Here is a 20,191-nt window from a genome sequence, read left to right as displayed (position 1 = left end):
GGAGACGCGGGCGACGCCGCTGCGCTCACCCTGACGGCTTCGCGGCGTCGCCCGCTGCGTCACCGATCAATGGAAACCATGCCGCCAGTGGGTCCTTTTTGGACGCCGATCCCGGGTCCCTTTTCAACGCCGATTGACACCTTTGAGTTCTCCCGCCCATGTCACCCGTTCCTCGTGGGCCGATCACGGTCGCGAGCGAGGTCCGCCCATCGAGGTGCCAGCTGGGAACGAGCCTACGGCGGGAACGCGGGCGGTATCCTTGATCCAGCGCAAGGCTTCGTCCCGAGCCCCGATCTAGGGTCTTCGTGTCCCCTCGTTCGCTCGCAGGACGCGTCCCCTCACCAGGGGCTCTCGATGTCGCGAACGACCATGGAAGAACGTGCTTTCCGGGCGGGCATCACGAAACCGCGGTCAGCCGCGAATGCCGGAGAGATCTCGAAATGGTGGACGCGGCAATCGCCAAAAGCGATCCAAAAGACCTCTCGGTGGCGGCGCCTGCAGGTGGACGATCCGATCCTTCGCCGCCGGCCGAGCTCAAGCTCCTGTTCCTCCTTTCCTGGGTGCTCTGCGCGGTCTTCTACTTCTTCCAGTACGCGGTGCGGTCTGCGCCCGGGGTGATGCAGGCGGAACTCGCCTCGGCCTGGGGTGCCAATCACATCGGGACGATGATCTCGGCCTATTACGTCGCCTACGCTGTGATGGCCCTGGTCGCAGGCGTCCTGCTGGACCGGTACGGCGCCCACCAGACCATCCCGTACGGCATCGCCGTCGTCGGCCTCGGATGTCTCGTCTTCGCGCAAGGAAGCGAGGCGGCCGGCATGATCGGCTTCGTCCTTCAGGCGACCGGGGCGATCTTCGCCTTCGTCGGTTCGTCCTACGTGGCGGCCCGCTACCTGCCGACGCGCATGCTGGCGCTGTTCATCGGCCTCACGCAATGCCTGGGCATGGCCGGCGCGGCGTTCGGATCGAAGCCCGTTCACATGGCCATCGACCCGGCCGGCGGCTTCAACGTCCCCTGGCAGCATGTCTGGGTCGCCTTCGCCGCGATGGGCTTTGTCTTGGCCCTCGCGACTTGGTTCGTGATGCCGCGCGAGACCGGCGACAGCCCGAGCCACCATGCCGGGTTCTCGGTCTCCGCCCTGCTCCATCCGTTCAAGGTTATCTTCGGTAATCCGCAGAGCTGGCTCGCCGGCATCGTCGGGGGCCTTCTGTTCCTGCCCACCACCATCGGCGCCCTGGTCTGGGCCACGTCTTTCCTCCATGCCGGCGAGAACCTGTCGATGGCGGAGGCCGCGTCGGACGCGGCCATGGTGCCCATCGGCTGGGTCCTCGGCTGCCCGCTCCTCGGATACGTCTCGGACAGGCTCGGCCGGCGTAAGCCGGTGCTGCTGGGCGGCGCCCTGCTGATGCTCGCCGCGGGCCTGACGGCCATCTACGTCCCGGTGGGCACGCTGCCGCGCTACTCCGTGGCCCTCATCCTCGGCATCGCGTCCGGGGCGGCGATGATCCCCTTCTCGATGATGAAGGAGACAAACCCGTCGGAGGTGAAGGGCACCGCGGCCGGGGTGATGAACTTCCTCGTCTTCGTGACGACGGGGATCATGTCGCCGTTCATCTCGCACCTGATGCTACCGCGGCAGGGCGTACCCTTGACCCTGGCCGACTTCCAGACCGCCTTCCTGCCCCTGGTGGGCGGCGTCGTCCTGGCCTTGGTCCTCGCTCTGTTCCTCCGGGAGACCGGCACGGCCGAGCAGGGACCCCTCGCGCAGGACGGCACGAAGCCTTTCGTCTCAGTCCTGGCGCCCGCCTGAGCGGCTTCGTCCAAATGCCTTCTCCTCGAACGCCCTCACGCCCAAGGATGACCACATGGATGTCGCGGTCTTCAGCACCAAGCCGTACGACCGGCGCTTCCTCGACGCGGCGGTCGCGGGCCGCCACGCCCTGACCTACATCGATGCCCGGCTCGACCGGACCACGGCGGTCCTTGCCGGCAAGGCCCAGGTCGTCTGTGCGTTCGTCAACGACGCGGTCGACACCGCCGCCCTCAGAAGTAGAGGTGCGATTGGTCGCAGAGATCTGCCACACCGCCGGAACTCCTGTGGCCTGCGCGCCTTCAGACAGGACACGAGCGAGGGCACTATGAGTGACGACACAGCGACCAAGACGGAGGCCATCGGCGCTCAGCCGCCCGGTCATCCGCTCGATCCCTCAAAGGCGCCGCCGCCCCTGGCTGAGAGCGCGGGACCAACCTCGCCCGGGTTGCCCGATCCAAAGCCAGACCGCACGCCTGAGAGCGGCGGTTACGACGGCAAGCCGCCGTCCACTAGCTCGAGCAACTCGAAGGGCGGCTATGGGGCAGGTTGAGGCACGGAGTAGGTTCGCGACTCAAAGTCGTGAACCTGGCAGGTGAGGCGAGATCCGCGTCAGTTGCGTTCCTGAGAATTGGAGCACGGGAACGCAGCCCATGGTAGAGTCTAAGGCGCGAGCAGCCGTGTTGGTCGTAGAGGACGAGCCAGTCCAGCTCATGGCGATGGTTGCGGCACTGGGTGATGCCGGCTTCGAGGTGGCCGAGGCAACAGGCGTAGATGCTGTGGTTGCTCATCTCGACGCTCGACCCGAGATTGTCGCGATGATTGCGGACGTGGATCTGGCCGGCGAGCCGTTGACCGGGTTCACGTTAGCGAAAGCGGTCGCGGCACGATGGCCGGAGGTCGCGATCCTCATCGTATCCGGGTTGGCGTCGCCGACCGAGGATCAGCTGCCGATGGCTGCACAGTTTATGCGCAAGCCGTTCTCAGACGAAATGTTGGTCAAAGCCACGCGACGGATCATATCGGCGCGCGGCATGGAGCTTTGAAGGTCGCCTCGTCGGTTCGCCGATCGAGGCGACATCGAGCTACGCTGCTCAGGCGGCTGCGCGACCTGGCCGGCCCAAACCAATATGTTTTGCGAGAGCAGACCGGGCCTCCGAGTACGAGGCGGCCGTCGTCGGATAATCGTCCGGCAGTCCGAACTTCGCCCGGTAGCCGCGCGGGTCGAGCCCATGCTTCGTGAGGTGTCGCTTCAACGTCTTGTATGATTTTCCGTCGATGAAGCTGACGAGCCCGTCGGGCCGGATCGACTTGCGGATCTGTGCCGCGGTGGGCTTCTCAACTTCTTCGTCCGGGGTGCTGACACCACCAGCCGCTGTCACGCTCGCGATGCCATTGAGGGTCGCATGAACGGTGCGGATCAAAGCGGGAAGTTCAGTTGCCGGCACGCGGTTGTTGGACACGTAAGCCGCTACCAGTTCGCCCGCCATTGCGAGCATGTCAGGGTTTAACCCCAGGTTTTCTTGCGTCACTTCGATTATCCTGTATGTACGCTACTGGCGTGAGATCTACCGATCTCTCGTCCAAATCAAGGCATGACTCGCACAAGATCGTGCGATCCTGCCGTGACCTGTACGCATGATCGACGGATAAGGTTTCCAGGAGAAGGCAGCCCGGCGCCCCATCGGGGCGGTCCCAGCTGCTTTCACCACGCTCCGCGGCAGTGCGGCGTCACTCAGGTGCAGCCGTGGAGAAAGACTTCATCCGGAAAATGCGGTCAGCCGGGGCCGATGCGCATTAAAAAAGCCCCGGCCGCGTCTGCGGTCCGGGGCTCATTATCATGCGCAAGCCTGCGGCTGCTGTTCAGTACCCGTAGCCGTAGTACCCGCCGCACGAGCCTGGGCCATACCCATAGGCGCCGTACCCGTACGTGCCACCGTAACCGCAGTTTCCGTAGTAGCCGCCTAAGCCGTAGCCGACGCCCAGGCCAAGACCGACGCCCGCCAGACCGTAGCCAAGTCCCCGACCATATCCGCCGCGACCGTAGCCACCCGCGAAGCCGCGGCCGGCAAACCCACGTCCGACAAAACCGCCGCGGGGTGTGCCTATACCGCCGCGAAAGCCGCCGCCGCCGCCGCCGAAGCCGCCACGGAAACCGCCGCCACCGCCGTGGAAGCCGCCACCGCCACCGCCACCGCCGAAGCCGCGGGCATCAGCGGTCACCGGCGTGAAAGCCAAGGCTGCAATCAGAGCCGTTGACGCAAAAGCAATTTTCTTCATTCCGTGAACTCCATAGCCGACCCATCAGAATCGGCCTGTTATAAAGGAGCAACTGCTAGACCTTGCGATAGTTCTCGCGACAGCGTGTCCTACGACACACGAAAATGTATCGGAGTGTTTCTTAGGGCTTCGCTTGGCTTTGGCGTTCAAAGCTTGGTCTTAGAGCCTGATGGTGTCGCGGTTGGCTCCACCGTCGGGTGCGCGATCCGTAATCGGGTTGGGATGGCACCCAAATGAGGAGATGCATAACGCTCAAGCGACGGGAGTTCCTTTGGCACGACATAGTCCCCCCGCCGATGCGCTCAGCTCGGATATGACAGTGAGTTCGACCGGAATTTCGTAAAGCGGAGGTGCGTTTCCTATGCGTATGCCTTGACGATCTACCTCATCGGGTGGAGCGGTGGATCCTCTTGATGGAAGGGATCGTCGTGGACGAAAAACTCGAAGCTCAACCCTATAACTTCATCGAACTCGCCGCCGACCTCGTCGCGGCTTACGTGTCGAACAACAACGTGCCGGTGTCGGAGTTGCACAATGTGATCGCCAGCGTGCATGCGGCTTTGTCCGGTCTCAGCAATGGGGCGACTGCTGAACCTGCCGGCCCCGAGAAGCCGACCGCGGCACAGATCCGTAAGTCGATCACGCCGGACGCGCTGATCTCCTTCCTCGACGGCAAGCCCTACAAGACGCTGAAGCGTCACCTGACCGTGGCCGGCCTGACGTTGGAGCAGTACCGTGCACGCTACGGTCTGCCGTCGGACTACCCGTCGACCGCTGCAAGCTATTCCGCTCAGCGGTCCGAGCTGGCGCGCTCGCTTGGCCTTGGCCAGCAGAGGCGTAAAGCAGCTCCCAAGGCTGCCGCGGCCGACGAGACAGTCTCCGAGGCGCCCAAGACCCGTGGTCGGAAGCCCAAGGCCGCAGGGGCGTCCGGGGCGGCTCCGAAGGCACGCGGGCATAAGAAGGTCGCCGGGACGGCCTGAGGCCGCTCAGCGCCCCGTTCCGGCACACCGCGGCATCCGTCGCGGTGATGTGCTTCTAACCGAGTCCTGCCATCCTACACCCGGGCCACGTTGCGTATCGGCCTCGCTGGTGAGATCCCGGGTTCCCCCGTCCCGTGAACCGATCGGGGCGGGGCTGAACCGTCTGCTCCCGTGTGAAGGCTCGAAGTCTTCAACAGCATTGTCTTGCAAGGCAGCCCTCCCGTGCGCGCAGGCAACTGAGCGAAGCGTTGCACGTTGGTAATGGCGCTGTGTGCGCTTGAGGCATCCCATGTTGTTGATCGCGTCCCTTGTCGCCGGCACCTTCGTGCTCGCGAGTTCCTTCTCCCTGATCGCCGTCCTGACGGACTGAAGACACACTTGCGCCGCTCGGGATCAGGCGGCCGGGCAGAGTCGGCTCACACCTCAACTGCCCTGCAAGCTTTCCGCAAAATCGTCCGGCACCTCGCCGAACTGGCCAAGGATCGTCGCGCTCTCCAACTTCCCGGCCTCATCGTCGGCGACGATCTTCAGTGCCGCGATGCCGGACATCGCCTCGGCCTTCTTTACCGCGCCGTTCTCTGTCGGCGCCACCTCGCGGTCGCCGGGCACCAGGCGCTTCCGCTCGATGATGAAGGTCTGCCCCACGAACGTCGTCTTCGCGCCGATGGTGCGTCCCCTCAGCCTTGTCTCGGCGGTCGATTGTCGAGCACGTCCCTAAACGGCTTCGAGAGAACGTGCCGGCCCGTTCCATCGTAGACCTCAACCGTCCAAGTCGACCAATCGCGTCGCGTGCTGCCAAGCATCACGTCCAGGACGACGCGCTCGGCATGCGCGCGCATCAGCGCCCAGGTCGGCAGCCGCTTGCCCAGCCGATCGGCGATGAGGTCGTGCCCGTCCGTGCAGTGGAAGCGGTAAAGCGGTGTCGGCATTGGCCTTCTACCCCGCCCTCCACAGCATCCCACCGCTTCGCGCCCGGCTGTGATCGCCATGGTTGAACCGTCGATCCGCTTACTGTCTGTTCCTTGTATGTTCTTGGACAACTCGGAGCACCGATGCACCCCCAGCCCTACGAACCGCCTGTGGAGATCCGTTCAACCGAGGCCGAGGCGATCGCATGGGCCTACCGGCTGGTTGCATGCGGCGACGCCTGGGCCGCGCTGGTCCGGGCGATCGAGGACGCGCTGTCCGACCTTTCGGAGGCCGAGCGCCGGACCGAGCAACGCGACCGGCTGATCTCGTACGGCTACGTCCGAGCTGGCGTGGCCGCGGCGCCGGCGAGCGACGCCGCGTGAGCCCCTACGCGGTCGATGAACTGATCCTCGGCAGCACGGATGCCGTCCGCGTGCCGGTCATCGGGCAAGCACTCTGCGCCGGCTTCCCGTCGCCCGCCGACGACTTCCTCGAAGGCGCGCTCGAGCTGCCGCGCTGGCTCGTGCCGAACCCGCCGGCGACCTTCCTGATGCAGATCCGCGGCGAGAGCATGCGCGGCGCCGGCATCCACGACCGCGACCTCGCCTGCATCGACCGCAGCCTTCGGGCCGAGGACGGCAGCGTCGTCGTCGCGGTGGTCGACGGGCAGCTCTCGTGCAAGCGCTACCGGATGGCCGGCAACCGGGCCCGCCTCGACTTCGACAACCCGGAGATGCCGGCGTTTGCCGTCGACGAGTACGGCGAGGTCGAGATCTGGGGCGTGCTGCGCTTCTCGATCCGCTGGCACCTCGCCCGCGGGCGACTGTCGTGAGTGGTCCGGCGCCGCGGCTGCGCGACCGGATCGGCGGAGGGCGCGCCATCGCGCTCATCGACGGCAACAGCTTCTACTGCTCGTGTGAGCGCGTGTTCGACCCGAAGCTTTCCGGCGTTCCGGTGATCGTGCTGTCCAACAATGACGGATGCGCCATCGCCAGGACGGCCGAGGCCAAGGCGCTCGGCATCCGCATGGGCGAGCCCTGGTTCAAGATCCGAGAGATGTGTCGGATGAAGGGCGTGCGGGTATTCTCGTCGAACTACACCCTCTATGGCGACATGAGCGCCCGGGCGAACGCGGTCTACCGCGACTTCTCCTCCATGGTGGAAATCTACTCGATCGACGAGAGCTTCCTCGACCTCTCGGACGTGCGGGCCGATCGCCGCGTCGCGCTGGCCCGCGATCTGCGCGCCACGGTGCGCGCCTGGACCGGCATCCCGACCTGCGTCGGCATCGGCCCGACCAAGACCCTGGCCAAGCTCGCCAACCACATCGCCAAGCGCATCGCTCCGCTCGACGGCGTCTGCGACCTCACCGATCCGGCCGAGTACGACCACTGGCTCTGCCGCATCCCGGCCGGCGAGGTCTGGGGCATCGGCCGCGCCTCGCTCGCCAAACTCGAAGCCATGGGCGTCGACAGCGTGGCCGATCTCGCCGACCTCGACCCCCGCCCGGTGCGCAAGGCGCTGACGGTGGTGGGCGAGCGCATCATCCACGAGCTGCGCGGCCTGTCCTGCCTGCCGCTCGGCGCGCTGCCGGCCCAGCGCAAGGGTTGCGCGGTGACCCGCTCGTTCTCGACCCGGATCGAGGACCGCGCCACGCTGGAGCAGGCGGTCTCGGCGCACGCCACGCGGCTCGGCGAGAAGCTCCGGCGCGAAGGGCTCGCCACGAACCACGTCTCGGTGTTCTACCATACGAGCGAGCACGACCGGGGCGCACCGATGCGCTCGGTCTCGACCACGGTGACGTTGCCGGAGGCCACGAACGACACGCTGGCGCTCATCAAAGCCGCCCGCCTCGGCGTGGCGAGGACTTGGCGCGAGCCCGGCGACCGGCCGTGGCGGTTCAGCAAGGCCGGGATCGTGATCACCGACCTGATGCTGCTCGACGCCAGCCCACGCGCTCTGATCGGGCAGCTCGACCGCGCGCGCTCCGGCCCGCTGATGGCGGCGATCGACGCCTGCAACGCCCGCTTCGGCCGCGGCAGCGTCGTCCCCGCCCGCGCCGGCCTCGTGGAGAGGCGGACGTGGAGCACGAAGTTCGAGATGCGCACGCCGCGCTACACGACGCAGGTCGGCGAGCTGCCAATCGCGGTGGCCGGCTAATGGAGCGCCTGTGCGACCTCCGCGGGCGCCGGCTCGTGGTCGAGTGCCCGCCGTGCAAGCGGCGCGGCACCTACGACTTGGCTCGCCTCCGGCAGCGGTTCGGCGAGCACGCCGACCTCTACGACGTGTATCTCCGCCTGACCCAGACGTGCGGTCATCAGCAGGCGGTCGGCACCCGGCAGTCGAACCAGTATGGCCGGACGTGCCGCGCCGCGTTCGGCGTCGAGGGCGGGGACGGGCGCACGGGCTTGCCGTCGCGCACCTGAGCAACGCCCTATGCCGAAGTGTGCAACCTCGACCGCCTCGCGGTTGACAGCTACGATCTCGTCCTCGACGGCGTGGTCGTCGGCAATGTGGTCCGGGAGGTCTCGGCCGATGGCGGTCATCGTGCCTGGCACGTGGAGCTGCTCGACGACCCGCCGCCTGATCGCCGCCCGAGCCCATTTCGTGAGATCGAGCACACCTCTCCTACGCTTGATGCCGCGACGGCATAGCTCGGCGGCGCGGTGGTCTCAGGTTCTCTTGAGGCAGCGTAGCGCACGAAGGGGAGGATCGGGCTGAGCCTCGGCATCGTCCTCTCGGCGGTCTTGCGCAACGCCGGGGTGCAGCGCGATTCAACTTCCAAAGGATGAGACCCCTTTGCCTCGTTCTTCCCCGGCTAGGCCCCGCTGGGCCCGGCCGAGGCGGGATCATCACGTCGCAGCCACAGCGTTGCTAGGCAAGGTCAACGACGATATCGCCCAGTTCGTCCTTGAGGCAGGCGTGGACGCGACGCAGCCATAGCTGGGCTTCAGCTTCGCCGGCTCTGGCCTCCTCGGCTTGCTTCTCCGCGAGCTTGGCTCGGGCTTCCGACAGACGGGCGAGTTCGTCGGCCTTGTCGGCTCGCAGTGTCGCAGCCTTAGCTGCCGCCTCCGCAGCTTGCGCACGCCGCTCGGCATCCTCGGTCTGCTTCACGCTCCGTCGGATGATCGACTGGGAGCGAAGCGAGACTTCCTGAGCAAAATCGCGTGCCCGGCGTACACGCGCTCCAACATCTCGGATTAGGTCGAGCGCGGCGGGCCAATCGACGACTGTCGGCTCGGCGAACGTCTCCTGCGAACCCGGCATGCTGGGCTCGGCGAAAAGGGGCACGACCTTCTTGCCCGACGTAACGTCGGCAGCCCATTTCGTGCTGCTGCGTGCAGCATCGCTGGGTTCGGCCTCGTCTCCGTCCTGGCGCGCATCGACGGTCCGGCGCTGAGCGTTGATCGACATCAGGCGGTCCGCTTCGCAGACGCTTCGACACTGAACTCGTTCGCGATCGTGTCGTAGACCCGCGACAGCCACTCTTCCGCAATGCGCGCGCGCTCCTCCGCCGCCTTCACACGCTCGTCGGCGGCATTGAGCAACACGTCGGCGCGGCTCTGGATGTCGGCGGTTCGCGCTTCGGCGGCGCGAACCCGTTCAGCGGCCAGCTTGAGATCCTCGCGGGCGCGTTCCAGCAGCTCCTGGACCCGCTGCTCTTGTTCCTGCACCTGGGCCTCGACCTCGCGCGCATGGGTCGCCGCATGCCGAACGCGGTCGATCAGCAGCGACCAGTCCTGCGGCGACGACCGGCGCGTCGGCGGCTGGCCGCCGCCGATGTCATCGAGGGGGCCGACCAGCCGCAACACCTTCGAGAGCTGAGCGTCGGACCCCGGTTCGCCGACCGGGACGTCCAGCGGCGAGAGGCTTTCCCAAGAGAACTTCTTCGCCGGGTCCATTGGACTATCTCACTATTTGCTTAGGCTCGGACCACGCCAGCCTGCTCAGTTAACAGATCGTTCGCAATGGTTAACAGAAGCTTAACGCAGTGGCTATCGCTGATGTCGCGGGCGTTCGCGTCGTCGGCGTTGTCAACTTAGTCGAAGGCGACCGCCATCCACTGCAGCAAAGCTTTCTCGACGGCTCGCTCCAGCCGGCCTGCGTGAAGTCGCTATGTTTAGGATGGCTTGGTACTGAGCGCCCCTTGAAGCCATTCACAGAACCGAAACATAGAGGCAGAAGCCTTCGCCTTGCTGTGTCGGGTTTGCCACAAGGCGGGCTTAAGTGGATCGGTCCGTTTCGAGGGCCGCCGCCGGCGCCCGTGGCATCCGCTTGCGGGCGTCCGTTCCGCCGGCCGCCCCGGTGACCTCGACGGGGGCTCTGCGTCGCTTGGGACGGCTGACAGCCGGCGCCTGCTCACCATCAACGGCAGCTCCCTTGTGGCCGAGATCGTCATCGCGCGACGTGGGCGCCGCCGCCGCAGATGTCAGCGCGATCGCCCACTGTACATCGGAAAGCATTCAACGTTCCTTATAAGAAAAAAACGAACAACCCATCCATGAGAGGACGCAATCTCATCCGAAAATTTCTGCGCGCATTCGACTAGACGTCGAAACTGGACGCTTGAACGAGCTTGAATCAAAAAACAACGCTCGATGTCAATCCGAATGTTCCCGCCGCATTTGGGATTCGCCTTTAATAGATTTGCGTGATATAAATCTACTTATGCCTATAATAGGCATTTAATGCGTATAGGATCGTCTTCGCGATGGCATGGTCATCTTTTCGGAACGTGCTGTCATCGCCGTCGACTGGCTCGTCGCTGAAGGATGCGCCGGTCGATGAGGTATCGAGACAGCCCAAGCCTGACATCGCCCTGCCCAAAGCGAACCTCGATGCGTTCGATAGCGCAATGAAACGGACGAGCGCCGCGCGCGCGGAGAAGCCATTGTCTCTCGACTCGATCGGCCAGCGCGATGAGGTCGTAAGGCAGCGCATCAATGCGATGATGGATCGCCTGGAGGACTTGAGGACATTGGAGGAAGATTTCTCCTCCATTCTCGAGCCGATCATCAGTATTAGCGATGAACTGCCTCGCGCAAGCATGCGCATCGCCGAACTCGAGACGTCGCTTGCGCAGGAATTCCAATCGAGCCGAACGATCAGGCTCGAAGTCGCGGAGCTTCTCACCCGGTCGGCCGGTCTGGCCACCGAGCTCTCCGATGCCCTCGCGCGAGCCGATCGATCTGAGAACCAGTTGCGCGCCGCGGACGCTACGATCGCCGACCAGCGTGTCGAGATCCGCGACAAAGCGCTCTCCATCGAAAACATGGAGCGGCAACTCTTCGCTGAAGCCGAACAGGTGAAGGCTTTGAGCGGCGAGAACAAAGCCCTGCGGCTGGAAGCACAGGCCGCCGACAGCGCGCTCGCACGATCGGAGCATGAGCTGCTCGGCGCCCGCGAGAGCCTTGGTGTCCTCGATGCGGACAACCGCCGCATGACGACGCTCAACGAGGAGCAGGCCGTCCAGCTCTCGGAACTGGAGAGCCGCCATCGAAGCTTGGAGGCTCTGGCTGAAGTGGAGCGCCATCGCTTACGGGCGGCCGAGAGCCAGCTCGCGAGCGAGGTCGCCGCGCGAGAAAGGAACGAGGCTCAACACGAGACGGACCTCAGCTTCTTGCGGACCGAGCGCTCAGGATTGGCCATGAAGCTCGAAGCCGCGACCAATCGAGCGGAATCGAACGAGCAGCTGCTCGGCCAGGCACGCAACCAACTCCGTGAGAAGGATGAGGCGCACAGGATCGCGGATCGCAATTTCAAAGAGGCTAGCATCGCGCGTACCACTGCGGAGAGGCGCTTGGACTCCCTTCAGACCGATCTGGCGCGTCAGACCGAACGGTTCCTCGACATGCAGCGGTTGCGCGGTGAACTCGAATCGCGCTGCGACATGCTCGGCAAGGCGCTGGCTGCCCGAGAGGCGGCGGTCGAGCAAGCCGGCATTCGCAACGCTGCCCTCGTCGAGCGCATCGAGCAGATGACCCATCGTCAGGAAGCGGCGCGCGCCGAGTTCGAGTTGGCAAACCGGCGGTTGACGGAGGACTTGCAGAACGAGCGCTCGGAGCGCGCTCTGGTCCAAGGCGCCTTGGACATCGCCCGGGAAACGCGTGTATCGCTTCAGAAGCAGTACGAAGTCCTCAAACGCTCGGGCCGAGGATGGCGGGCCGGGGAAGAGGATGCGTCTCCGGTTGGTGCCGAGCCAACGTCGGAGCCCGTCAGCAACGTCCGGCCGTTCAACGCAGCCGTTCAAAATTAACGATCAAATATTTATTGCGGAACAAGGTTTAGGATGAGCGATCCCGCCTCCAAAGACATGCCGTTCTCTACGGGTCAGTCGATGATGCTTCGTGCATGGCAATCGAACGCGACGAAGCCTGGAGAAAAGGTCGTCAGCTTCCTCCCCTCATCGGAAGGTGGGTCTGGAGCAATGTCGGCAAACCCGGAGAATGCAGGAGGGCCGCCCCTGAGGGAGTGGTCGGCCGCCGTCGATCTCATCGAAGAGGCGAGCGAAGCGATCCGCATCGGTGAGCAGCGAGCTGCGGAATTGGAAGCCCAGCTTACGCATGTCACCACCCAGGCATCGGAGGAGATGCGCCGTCTGAATCAGCAGATCTCGCTCACGGAGCAGAAGCTTTCTCGTGCCGAGGAGCGCGCGCGTCTGGCCGAAAGCCGGGCCCACGAAGCTGAGGCGTGGCTCGTCCGGCTTCACGACGCGGCAATCACGGCTTTCGGATCGAGGGCCGCACAGAAAGCCGCGTCCCTCAATGGCGAACCCTCTGACTGAAACGGACTCGGTGCAGTGTTCAGGTCGGACCCGACGTCCTCGTTTACGGCTACTTCCGCCGATCATGCTCAGGTGGGCTCGTCGAGCCTTGCTACACCGTTGCATTTTGCCAAGGTCAACCCGGGTGTCGTCCTTGAACTGATTGCGCAGGCCGAGACAGAAATTACCAGTTTCGAGCTTTGGCGCAACAAGATCCATTCCGATGCGTGCCTGCTGCTCGCTCGCATCAAGCAGGAACGCCTGGACTACGCCACGCAAATCAGGAACCTCGACCATGAGGTCAGGGTTTTACAGGAGAAATCCACCGAGGCAGAGCGTGTCGCCTATATGGCGCTCGTTGAGCTGGACGGCGCACTCCGTCTCTGCGAGATGGCAAATGCAAGAATTCTAGAAGCTGAAGAAAGGGCAGAAGCTGCCGAGAGGCGCGCTGAAAGCGCCGAAGGTTGGCTCGAGAAGGTACAGGCCGCCATTACGTTCGAATTAATAGATCAGCCGCGCGAGCGCCATGGCGGCGAATGAACGCTTCATCAAATTAAGAGATTTATACAAAAACCATCATTCGTCTCTATCTTGCCTGTGGTCATTTTGAAGGCCGGCATCAGATAACGTGTTTTAAGACTGGCTTCTCTGAAAATTCTGCCACGATAGTTTCCTGGACCCGCGCCAGCCACTCCTCGGAGATACGCGCACGCTCCTCGGCCGCCAGCAGTTTTTCGTCGGCAGCCTTTAGCAAGGCGTCGGCACGGCTCTGGATATCGGCAGAGCGTGCCTCGGCAGCTCGGACACGCTCAGCGGCATCCCGGACATCCTGCCGGACACGGTCGAGCAATGCCTGAACGCGCAATTCCTGTTCCTGAGCCTGCGCCTCAATATCACGAGCATGCTGGGCCGCCTGACGAACCCGATCGATTAGTTTTGACCAATCCTCAGGTGGCGAACGAGGGTCGGAGGTAATCTCCGTTCCAACGCTGTCGAAGTGACCGACAAGCGGTAGCACTTTCGTGATATGAGTGCCGACAGCATCCCCTTGATTAGACGCATCGAGAGCTGAGAGGTATCCGAAAGGGAATCTCTTCACCGGTTTCATGGAGCTCCTTGGCGCGACGCGTGCGCCATTTAGATAGGCCGCGATTATTGATGATAGTAAATTTAAACTATCTAGTGTCCGGTTTGCAAGTCACGGCGTCCTAGCTCCGGCCGATCTCCACACAGCTCTCCCAGCCTTGCGCCGTGCCAAGACCTTCCGCTGCCGATGGAGCTTGACCTTCAGCATGGGACCCCAGCGCCACGCGTTCTCGATAGCGCGGAAGACCCTCTCCTGTCCGCCCATCGATCGGCCAACTCGACCGAGAGCGCTCCCGGCCGCTGATGGCGGCGATCGACGCCTGCAACGCCCGCTTCGGCCGCGGCAGCGTCGTCCCCGCCCGGGCTAGACTCGTGAGAAAACGGACATGGAGCACGAAGTTTGAGATGCGGACGCCGCGCTACACGAGCCAGGTCGGCAAGTTGGCGATGGCGCACGCGCGACCGGCGGTATGGCGGGCCGTCGCAGCAGGGTCGTCTTGTCGTGAAGTGCGCACCTTTGAGGTGGCGTCCCGGGATTTCCGGGGTCATTCCGCGGCTTCAGCGCGCCCCTCATCGACATCCGCCTCATCGTCGGCGTCGACACCTTCCTCCAGCTGCTCCTCGTCGTCCGTCGCCGCCTGCGGGGTGATCCCAAACCGGGCGGCGACGTCGGGTGCGAAGCGCAGCAAATCGGGGCGAAGACGCAGGAGGCTGAGGTCCTTGGATTTCCCTTCCAGCATCACGTCGAAAACCAATCCCTCGGCCATCCGCATGAACGTCGCGAACTCGAAGGGGTTGGTGAAGTCGGCGTGACCCGTCCAGACGGGGGGCCGCAACACCGTCTTCACCCGTGCCGTCGCCTTGATCGGCGCCTTCAACACCTCCTTCGACTTACCCCTGGCTTTTCCGGCCTTGGCCGCCTCTCGTTGCTTGGGGGTGATCTTTTGCTTGATCTCGCGCAACTCGGTGCGCGGCGAGGAGAAATGCATTTTCGGGCGGACGCCAGCGGGCCACGTCGCAAGGAAGCGCTCGAAGGTCTCGCGCATGTCCAGCCGCTCGGGATTGAGGCACCAGAAATGCTGGTAGTCGAAAATCAACCGCACACCGGTACGCTCGTGGATCCAGAGCACGTCCGCCGCCGAGAAGCGCAGGTCATCATTCTCCAGCACCAGACGGCGCTTCACGTGCTCCGGGCAGAGGTTCCAGCCGTCGACCCAACGCGCCCGGCTCGCCTCGTGGTCGTCGTAGACGCCACCGACATGGGTGATCATCACCGCCTCGTCGTCCAGCTCCATCCGGTCCAGCATCTCGGCTTGGCTGGAGAGATCCCAGATGCTCTTCTTCGTGAGCTCGGGGTTCGGAGCGTTCAGCAGCACGTACTGCGAGGGATGGAACGACAGCCGGATGTCGTAGGCCCGGGCCTTTGCGCCGAACGCCCGCAGCTCGGCATCGCTCTCCGCCACCGTGTTGTGAAACCGGGGCATGTCCGGGTGGGTCGCATAAGGCGCGATGTCCGACGACATCCGGTACATGTCAAGGTTCTTAGACTTGAGGTAGTCCAGGACGTGGTCCAGCAGTTCGAGGGAGCACTTGAGGTGCGGATCCTTCTGCCAGCGCCGGGTGTCCTGCGACTTCAGGTCTGGCCGCCCCATCACCTTGACGGGAAAGCCCAGCCGCAAAGGACGATCATTGCCGGTCATGCCTGCACCTGTGCCTGGGGAAACCCGAGTCCCTGGATGAAGTCGTTCCAGTCGGCGTTGCGCAGCGCCCCGCCTGTCGCCTGGGCGTGGCCGTTGCCGTAGCGCCCGTCGGCGTTGGCCGGACGATGCTCGGCGAGGAAGGCGATGAGATCGCGCCCGCTGGCCGACCGAGCGGCGAAATGCACCCAGCCGGGGCGATAGCCCGCGTTCGCGGCGATCACGATCTTGTTCTTCAGGCGCCCCCGCCATTGCTGGGCGATCAGGGGATGGATCTGGCACGGGGAGTCGAGCGATATCAGCGCGACGTCGCCGCCGATGGCGGGCGGCACGCGCTTGGCCGTGTCCATGGCCGCCCGGACCTCGGTCTTGGCCGCGTGCAAAGCTAACGCATCGGCATCGTCGCCCTTGGTGATGCGTTTTGGGCCATCCGATGCCAGCAGAAGTCGTAACGCCGGCCCTGCGTCGGCCGCCGCGGTTCGGCGGGGGGCGTTGACGAGCGACGTGGCATCGCGAAGGGCTGTCTTGCCCCAGCGAGCCTGGGCCTCGGCGATCTCCGGGAAGTCGAGGCCCTCGGCCATGTCGCCGATCAGGCCCACCGCCGCCAGCCATAGCAGGTCGGCCTGGTCCCCCATGGCGCCAACGGCCCACCAGGCAAGCAGGGCGGTGGTCGGCTCAGGGGCGAGGCCGTTCCCGCTGATCGTGATCGCGTCCCTCGGTTCGCCGGTCGGGACGTGGTGGTCGATGACGAGTGTCGGGCAGCCCGACAGCACGGGGTCGGCTCGGGTGCCGAGGTCGGCCAGGATCAGTCCGCCGGGCTCGTGCTCGCCCAGCCGGTCGGCGACCTGGGGGTCCCACGGTGACTCCCCCTTACCGACAACGAGCGATACCGCCTCCCATCCCGCTTGCCGGAGGGCTCGGACCAGTATGGCGGCCGCGGTCAGACCGTCCGCATCGAAATGGCTGACGATCAGGATGGGCTTCTCTTTGTTGAACTTGGCGAGGGCGGCCTTCATCGCGTCCCGTGCCGACCCTCGTGTATCGCCATGCGATGACAGGCTTCCGACCATTCGAGACCTCACTGACCCACCCGTCATTTCATACCCCATGGCCCCGTTCGAAGGCCGGCCCCGAAATCCTTTGATGCAAGCAAGAGATGCGCATCGCCCGGCGAGGCAACGTCCGAGTTTCGGAACCGATGGCAGGCAAATCAGAGAATTCTGTTCAAAGATTCCATTGCCCGGGGTGCAAGCGCACAGGCGATCGGCCGTCGGCACCATACGGCCCCTCAAACGGCATCGGCCTCCTGATGTCCGGGGTCGGACGATGTTAGGATCTGGTCGGAATCACGTCGAAGGGCTCTGGGAGCCATGCCTGGTTCGGCCTGCCGGTTTCCCGGCAGCTGCGATGCCCTTGGACCGGGAAAGCCCTGTCGCCACTGTATCGCGGCCGCGATTGCGCAACGTGCCGCCAGTCTCCGTGAACGCATCGCCGCGAACCGAATGGAAGGACGGCCGCCATACGCCAACCGACCGGAACAACCCTCGAATCCAGATCGATCGCTTCATGGTTCGCGCATCGGGTTAGCAACCGCAGCGAAAGCGGCCGCCGGAGAGTCGGATTGTCGGTCAAGAGCGTCGACCGGCGAGGTCGGTCACACGCCGGGTCAAGCGGTCTTCCGGGTTTTGCCGGCCAAAGCCTTGCCCGAAATGCGCTTCCTCGAAGGCGTCGAGGTCTTCGCCTTGGTCTTCCGCGGCTGCACCTTCGCTGATCCCTCCCCATTCTCGCACCTGATGCTGCGCTTAAGGGCCTCCATCAGGTTCACGACGTTACCGGAGTTCGGCGCACCGGCCTTCGCCTTGCCCTTGCTCTTGCCCTTCGCGGGCTTCGGTGCCTTGCCCTTCACCAGGGCGATCAGCGCCTCCTCGTAGCGGTCCTCGAACTTCGACGGATTGAACTTTCGGGTGGAGCGCGCGATCAGCTCCTCGGCGAGCGCCCGCATCTCGGCCGTGGGATCGCCGTCGGGCATGTCCTCGAAGTAGGCCGTCGGCGAGCGGACCTCGTCCTGGTATCGCAGCAGCGTCGCGAGCAGGCCCTTGCCGTACGGTTCAAGCAGGACCACCCGCTCGCGCTTGTAGATGACGATGCGGCCGAGCCCGGCCATGCCTTTCTTCCTCATCGCATCCCGGATCACGGCGAAGGCCTCGCGCGAGACCTTGTCCTCGGCCGCCAGGTAGTACGGCTTGTCCAGGTAGCGCTCGTCGACCTCCGCGCGCCTGCAGAACGCCTCGATGTTGATCGTGTGCGTGCTCTCCAGGGCGATCTCGCTGAGCTCGTCGTCCTCGATCGGCACGAGGTCGTCCTTGGCGATCTCGCATCCCTTGACCTGATCGTCGCGATCCACGGTGTCGCCGGTCACGGAGTCGACCATCAGCTGCTTGAGACGGTTGCCGGTCTCGCGGTTGATCGTATGGCACTTCAGCTCCCTCGACGAGCTGACTGCCGGATACAGTCCGACCGCGCAGGAGACGAGTGAAAGTCGAAGATGACCTTTCCAGTTGGCGCGGGCTGCCACGTCCGTCTCCTGTGTCCGTCGAAGTATTTCCGGCCGCCGATGCCTTCGCGCCGCGAAGGTCGGGAGCTTGACGGTTCAACGAGAGTCCAACTCGACTCGTTCCTCCACAGGCGCAGCTGTGGATAACCTGCCCATTATTGTAGATGGCCCTGTCGAAGGAGTCGGCCCAGGAACCCGAACGGGCCGTTCCGGTTCTCACAGGACGATGACCGAGCTGCTCAGATCCTATCGGGACAAGCGGGATTTCGAGGCCTCGCCCGAGCCCAAGGGCAAGCGCGGCCGCAAGGCGGCGAAGGCGCGGTTCGTCGTCCAGAAGCACGACGCGCGGCGCCTCCACTACGACCTGCGGCTCGAGATGGACGGGGTGCTCAAGAGCTGGGCGGTGACGCGCGGACCGAGCCTGTCGCCCGCCGAGAAGCGGCTCGCGGTCCAGACGGAGGATCACCCGGTCGACTATCTGGCCTGGGAGGGCGCGATCCCGAAGGGCCAGTATGGCGGTGGGACCATGATCGTCTGGGACACCGGTTCCTGGGAGCCCATGGGTGATCCGTCCGTTGGACTGGCGAAGGGGCACCTCGAATTCGCCCTGCACGGCGAAAGGCTCGTGGGCCGATGGCATCTCGTGCGCATGAAGGGCCGCGGCGGCGAGAAGAAGCAGCCCTGGTTGCTGGTGAAGGCCGACGACGAGCACGCCCGCCGCGACGGCGACATCCTCGTCGAGCACGAGGCCTCGGTCCTGTCGGGCCGGACCAACCGGGATCTCGCCGAGGGCGGGGTCGTCAGAGCCGATCATGCGGCCCGCGCCGAGGTCGCCGCCGAGAGGAGGACGAAGCCGCCCGCGAGCCGCTCCAAGGGGGCCCGCCAGGCGATCCTGCCGCCCTTCGTCGAACCCGCGCTCGCGACCCTCGTCGACGACGTACCCACCGGCGACGGCTGGCTGTACGAGATCAAGCACGATGGCTACCGCATGCAGGCCCGCATCGACGGCGGCTCGGTGAAGCTTCTGACGCGCTCGGGCCTCGACTGGACCGCGAAGTTCGAAGCCGCGGCCCAGGCCCTGAAGGGTATGAAGCTGCCCTCGGCCCTGATCGACGCCGAAATCGTCGTCGAGACGGAGAGCGGGGTCTCCAGCTTCTCCGCCCTGCAACAGGCGCTCGCCGCCGGCGATACGGGATCGGCGGTCGTCTACGCCTTCGATCTGCTCTACCTCGACGGCAGGGATCTGCGTGCCCTGCCCCTGACCGAACGCAAGGACCTGCTGCTGCAGGTCCTCGACGACGCCCCGCCGGGCGGCCCCATCCGGTTCAGCGAGCATCTCATCGCCGATGGCGAGGCCATGGCGCGCCACGCCTGCAGGCTCGGACTGGAAGGCATCGTCGCCAAGCGCGCTGACGCGCCCCACCGCTCGGGCCGGACCGATGCCTGGCGCAAGATCAAATGCAGCTTGTCGAAGGAGTTCGTCGTCGCCGGCTACATGCCGTCGACCACCGCGTCCAGGTCCGTCGGGTCGTTGATCCTCGGGATGCACGAGGACGGCACCCTCGTCCACGTCGGGCGGGTCGGCACCGGCTTCCGCGACGCGGTTGCGCGGGATCTCTGGACGCAGCTGGAACCGCTGCGCATCCCGGCGGCGCCCTTCGCGGCCGAGCTGCCGCCGCCGGCGCGCCGCAACGCCCGCTGGGTCGAGCCCCGGCTCGTCTGCGAGGTCACGTTCCGCGGGTGGACGGGCGACGGCCAGCTTCGGCACGCGTCCTTCAAGACCCTCCGGAGCGACGTGCGGCCTGAGGAGGTCGTACGGGAGAAGGGGGCCGCGGCCGCGAAGCCTCGTAAGCGGAAGCCGCCGGTGAAGGCCACGCCGCTGACGCATCCGGATCGCGTGCTCTGGCCCGACGTCGGCCTGACCAAGGAGGGTCTCGCCGAGTATTACGAAGAGGTTGCCGACCGAATCCTGTAACTGGGGCAGATCACCGGGCGGTGGCGTTTTGCGGTTTGGCTCGGGCGTGATTCAACATGCGGCATGGCGCTGCCGGATCCCGATGGTTTGGATGCCCTTTCGCTGAGCGAGCTTCGCGGGCTTGTCGTGGGCCTGA

The 20,191-nt window shown here is 65.1% G+C and carries 22 protein-coding genes and 1 pseudogene; 12 read left to right on the top strand and 11 right to left on the bottom strand.

Features of this window, described 5'->3' with window-relative positions; translation table 11 throughout:
• Positions 1-440 precede the first annotated feature (440 nt).
• The 3 genes from MKK68_RS26245 to MKK68_RS26235 all read left to right on the top strand — a co-directional run bounded on the left by MKK68_RS26245 (position 441) and on the right by MKK68_RS26235 (position 2,857).
• A complete protein-coding gene (locus MKK68_RS26245) occupies positions 441-1,811 on the top strand; it encodes an MFS transporter (protein WP_244033411.1) in 1,371 nt (456 codons plus the stop codon).
• Positions 1,812-1,866: 55 nt separating this feature from the next.
• Positions 1,867-2,364, top strand: a complete 498-nt coding sequence (locus MKK68_RS26240; RefSeq protein WP_244033410.1) for a hypothetical protein — start codon at positions 1,867-1,869, stop codon at positions 2,362-2,364.
• Positions 2,365-2,464: 100 nt separating this feature from the next.
• The gene (locus MKK68_RS26235; protein ID WP_279605514.1) at positions 2,465-2,857 is read left to right on the top strand and encodes a response regulator; all 393 of its coding nucleotides are present in this window, start codon (positions 2,465-2,467) and stop codon (positions 2,855-2,857) included.
• 48 nt (positions 2,858-2,905) lie between these two features.
• On the opposite strand, the gene MKK68_RS26230 is transcribed toward MKK68_RS26235, so the two are convergent.
• Together MKK68_RS26230 and MKK68_RS26225 are read right to left on the bottom strand one after the other, a co-directional pair.
• The gene (locus MKK68_RS26230; RefSeq protein ID WP_244033412.1) at positions 2,906-3,301 is read right to left on the bottom strand and encodes a MucR family transcriptional regulator; all 396 of its coding nucleotides are present in this window, start codon (positions 3,299-3,301) and stop codon (positions 2,906-2,908) included.
• A 373-nt stretch (positions 3,302-3,674) separates the two neighbouring features.
• A complete protein-coding gene (locus MKK68_RS26225; protein ID WP_187274843.1) occupies positions 3,675-4,091 on the bottom strand; it encodes a hypothetical protein in 417 nt (138 codons plus the stop codon).
• A 413-nt stretch (positions 4,092-4,504) separates the two neighbouring features.
• Here MKK68_RS26225 and MKK68_RS26220 point away from each other — a divergent pair, with 413 nt between their 5' ends.
• Positions 4,505-5,071: a MucR family transcriptional regulator gene (locus MKK68_RS26220; protein ID WP_147725124.1), complete on the top strand. Its 567-nt coding sequence runs from the start codon at positions 4,505-4,507 to the stop codon at positions 5,069-5,071.
• A gap of 423 nt (positions 5,072-5,494) precedes the next feature.
• Here the strand turns inward: MKK68_RS26220 and MKK68_RS26215 are convergent, their stop codons facing one another.
• Both MKK68_RS26215 and MKK68_RS26210 read right to left on the bottom strand, forming a co-directional pair.
• Complete coding sequence (locus MKK68_RS26215) at positions 5,495-5,737, bottom strand: hypothetical protein (RefSeq protein ID WP_147859442.1); 243 nt, start codon at positions 5,735-5,737, stop codon at positions 5,495-5,497.
• Positions 5,738-5,748: 11 nt separating this feature from the next.
• Complete coding sequence (locus MKK68_RS26210; RefSeq protein WP_147725128.1) at positions 5,749-6,000, bottom strand: DUF6894 family protein; 252 nt, start codon at positions 5,998-6,000, stop codon at positions 5,749-5,751.
• A gap of 150 nt (positions 6,001-6,150) precedes the next feature.
• Here MKK68_RS26210 and MKK68_RS26205 point away from each other — a divergent pair, with 150 nt between their 5' ends.
• The 3 genes from MKK68_RS26205 to MKK68_RS26195 are packed head-to-tail and all read left to right on the top strand — an operon-like array spanning position 6,151 to position 8,140.
• Positions 6,151-6,363 (top strand): hypothetical protein, encoded by a 213-nt coding sequence (locus tag MKK68_RS26205; protein ID WP_409567329.1) that lies wholly within the window; start codon positions 6,151-6,153, stop codon positions 6,361-6,363.
• Positions 6,360-6,812, top strand: coding sequence for a LexA family protein (locus MKK68_RS26200; protein WP_147725132.1), 453 nt, complete (start codon positions 6,360-6,362; stop codon positions 6,810-6,812). Before MKK68_RS26205 ends, MKK68_RS26200 begins: the two co-directional genes overlap by 4 nt.
• On the top strand, positions 6,809-8,140 hold the full coding sequence (locus MKK68_RS26195) for a Y-family DNA polymerase (protein ID WP_244033407.1): 1,332 nt from the start codon (positions 6,809-6,811) through the stop codon (positions 8,138-8,140). Before MKK68_RS26200 ends, MKK68_RS26195 begins: the two co-directional genes overlap by 4 nt.
• Here MKK68_RS26195 and MKK68_RS26190 read toward each other — a convergent pair.
• The 3 genes from MKK68_RS26190 to MKK68_RS26180 all read right to left on the bottom strand — a co-directional run bounded on the left by MKK68_RS26190 (position 8,137) and on the right by MKK68_RS26180 (position 9,882).
• Entirely contained in the window at positions 8,137-8,601 is a 465-nt protein-coding gene (locus MKK68_RS26190; protein ID WP_187274842.1) for a hypothetical protein, read from the bottom strand. The two genes, MKK68_RS26195 and MKK68_RS26190, sit on opposite strands and share 4 nt — an antisense overlap.
• 253 nt (positions 8,602-8,854) lie before the next feature.
• Positions 8,855-9,394 (bottom strand): hypothetical protein, encoded by a 540-nt coding sequence (locus MKK68_RS26185; RefSeq protein ID WP_147725139.1) that lies wholly within the window; start codon positions 9,392-9,394, stop codon positions 8,855-8,857.
• Positions 9,394-9,882: a hypothetical protein gene (locus tag MKK68_RS26180; RefSeq protein ID WP_147725141.1), complete on the bottom strand. Its 489-nt coding sequence runs from the start codon at positions 9,880-9,882 to the stop codon at positions 9,394-9,396. Before MKK68_RS26180 ends, MKK68_RS26185 begins: the two co-directional genes overlap by 1 nt.
• A gap of 809 nt (positions 9,883-10,691) precedes the next feature.
• Between MKK68_RS26180 and MKK68_RS26175 the strand changes: the two genes are divergently transcribed.
• The 3 genes from MKK68_RS26175 to MKK68_RS26165 all read left to right on the top strand — a co-directional run bounded on the left by MKK68_RS26175 (position 10,692) and on the right by MKK68_RS26165 (position 13,283).
• Entirely contained in the window at positions 10,692-12,236 is a 1,545-nt protein-coding gene (locus MKK68_RS26175; protein ID WP_147725142.1) for a chromosome partitioning protein ParA, read from the top strand.
• A gap of 33 nt (positions 12,237-12,269) precedes the next feature.
• A complete protein-coding gene (locus MKK68_RS26170) occupies positions 12,270-12,764 on the top strand; it encodes a hypothetical protein (RefSeq protein WP_147725143.1) in 495 nt (164 codons plus the stop codon).
• Positions 12,765-12,863: 99 nt separating this feature from the next.
• Complete coding sequence (locus MKK68_RS26165; protein ID WP_244033406.1) at positions 12,864-13,283, top strand: hypothetical protein; 420 nt, start codon at positions 12,864-12,866, stop codon at positions 13,281-13,283.
• Positions 13,284-13,362: 79 nt separating this feature from the next.
• Here the strand turns inward: MKK68_RS26165 and MKK68_RS26160 are convergent, their stop codons facing one another.
• Positions 13,363-13,851 (bottom strand): hypothetical protein, encoded by a 489-nt coding sequence (locus MKK68_RS26160; RefSeq protein WP_244033405.1) that lies wholly within the window; start codon positions 13,849-13,851, stop codon positions 13,363-13,365.
• Between the two features lie 236 nt (positions 13,852-14,087).
• On the opposite strand from MKK68_RS26160, the pseudogene MKK68_RS26155 reads away from it, so the two are divergent.
• Positions 14,088-14,288, top strand: a pseudogene (locus MKK68_RS26155) (DUF4113 domain-containing protein); the annotation flags it as partial.
• An 86-nt stretch (positions 14,289-14,374) separates the two neighbouring features.
• Here the strand turns inward: MKK68_RS26155 and uvsE are convergent.
• The 3 genes from uvsE to MKK68_RS26140 form a co-directional block, all read right to left on the bottom strand.
• The gene (gene uvsE / locus MKK68_RS26150) at positions 14,375-15,529 is read right to left on the bottom strand and encodes a UV DNA damage repair endonuclease UvsE (RefSeq protein WP_244033404.1); all 1,155 of its coding nucleotides are present in this window, start codon (positions 15,527-15,529) and stop codon (positions 14,375-14,377) included.
• Positions 15,526-16,542 carry a DHH family phosphoesterase gene (locus tag MKK68_RS26145; protein ID WP_210247489.1) on the bottom strand — a complete coding sequence of 339 codons (1,017 nt, stop codon included), beginning with the start codon at positions 16,540-16,542 and terminating at the stop codon, positions 15,526-15,528. Before MKK68_RS26145 ends, uvsE begins: the two co-directional genes overlap by 4 nt.
• Before the next feature lie 650 nt (positions 16,543-17,192).
• Positions 17,193-18,101 carry a Ku protein gene (locus tag MKK68_RS26140; protein WP_244033403.1) on the bottom strand — a complete coding sequence of 303 codons (909 nt, stop codon included), beginning with the start codon at positions 18,099-18,101 and terminating at the stop codon, positions 17,193-17,195.
• A 205-nt stretch (positions 18,102-18,306) separates the two neighbouring features.
• Here MKK68_RS26140 and ligD point away from each other — a divergent pair, with 205 nt between their 5' ends.
• Positions 18,307-20,055: a non-homologous end-joining DNA ligase gene (gene ligD, locus MKK68_RS26135; RefSeq protein WP_244033402.1), complete on the top strand. Its 1,749-nt coding sequence runs from the start codon at positions 18,307-18,309 to the stop codon at positions 20,053-20,055.
• Positions 20,056-20,191: the final 136 nt, after the last annotated feature.

This window comes from Methylobacterium sp. E-016, from assembly GCF_022829745.1.
Lineage (GTDB): Bacteria > Pseudomonadota > Alphaproteobacteria > Rhizobiales > Beijerinckiaceae > Methylobacterium.
This window is presented reverse-complemented; position numbering and strand designations above follow the sequence as displayed.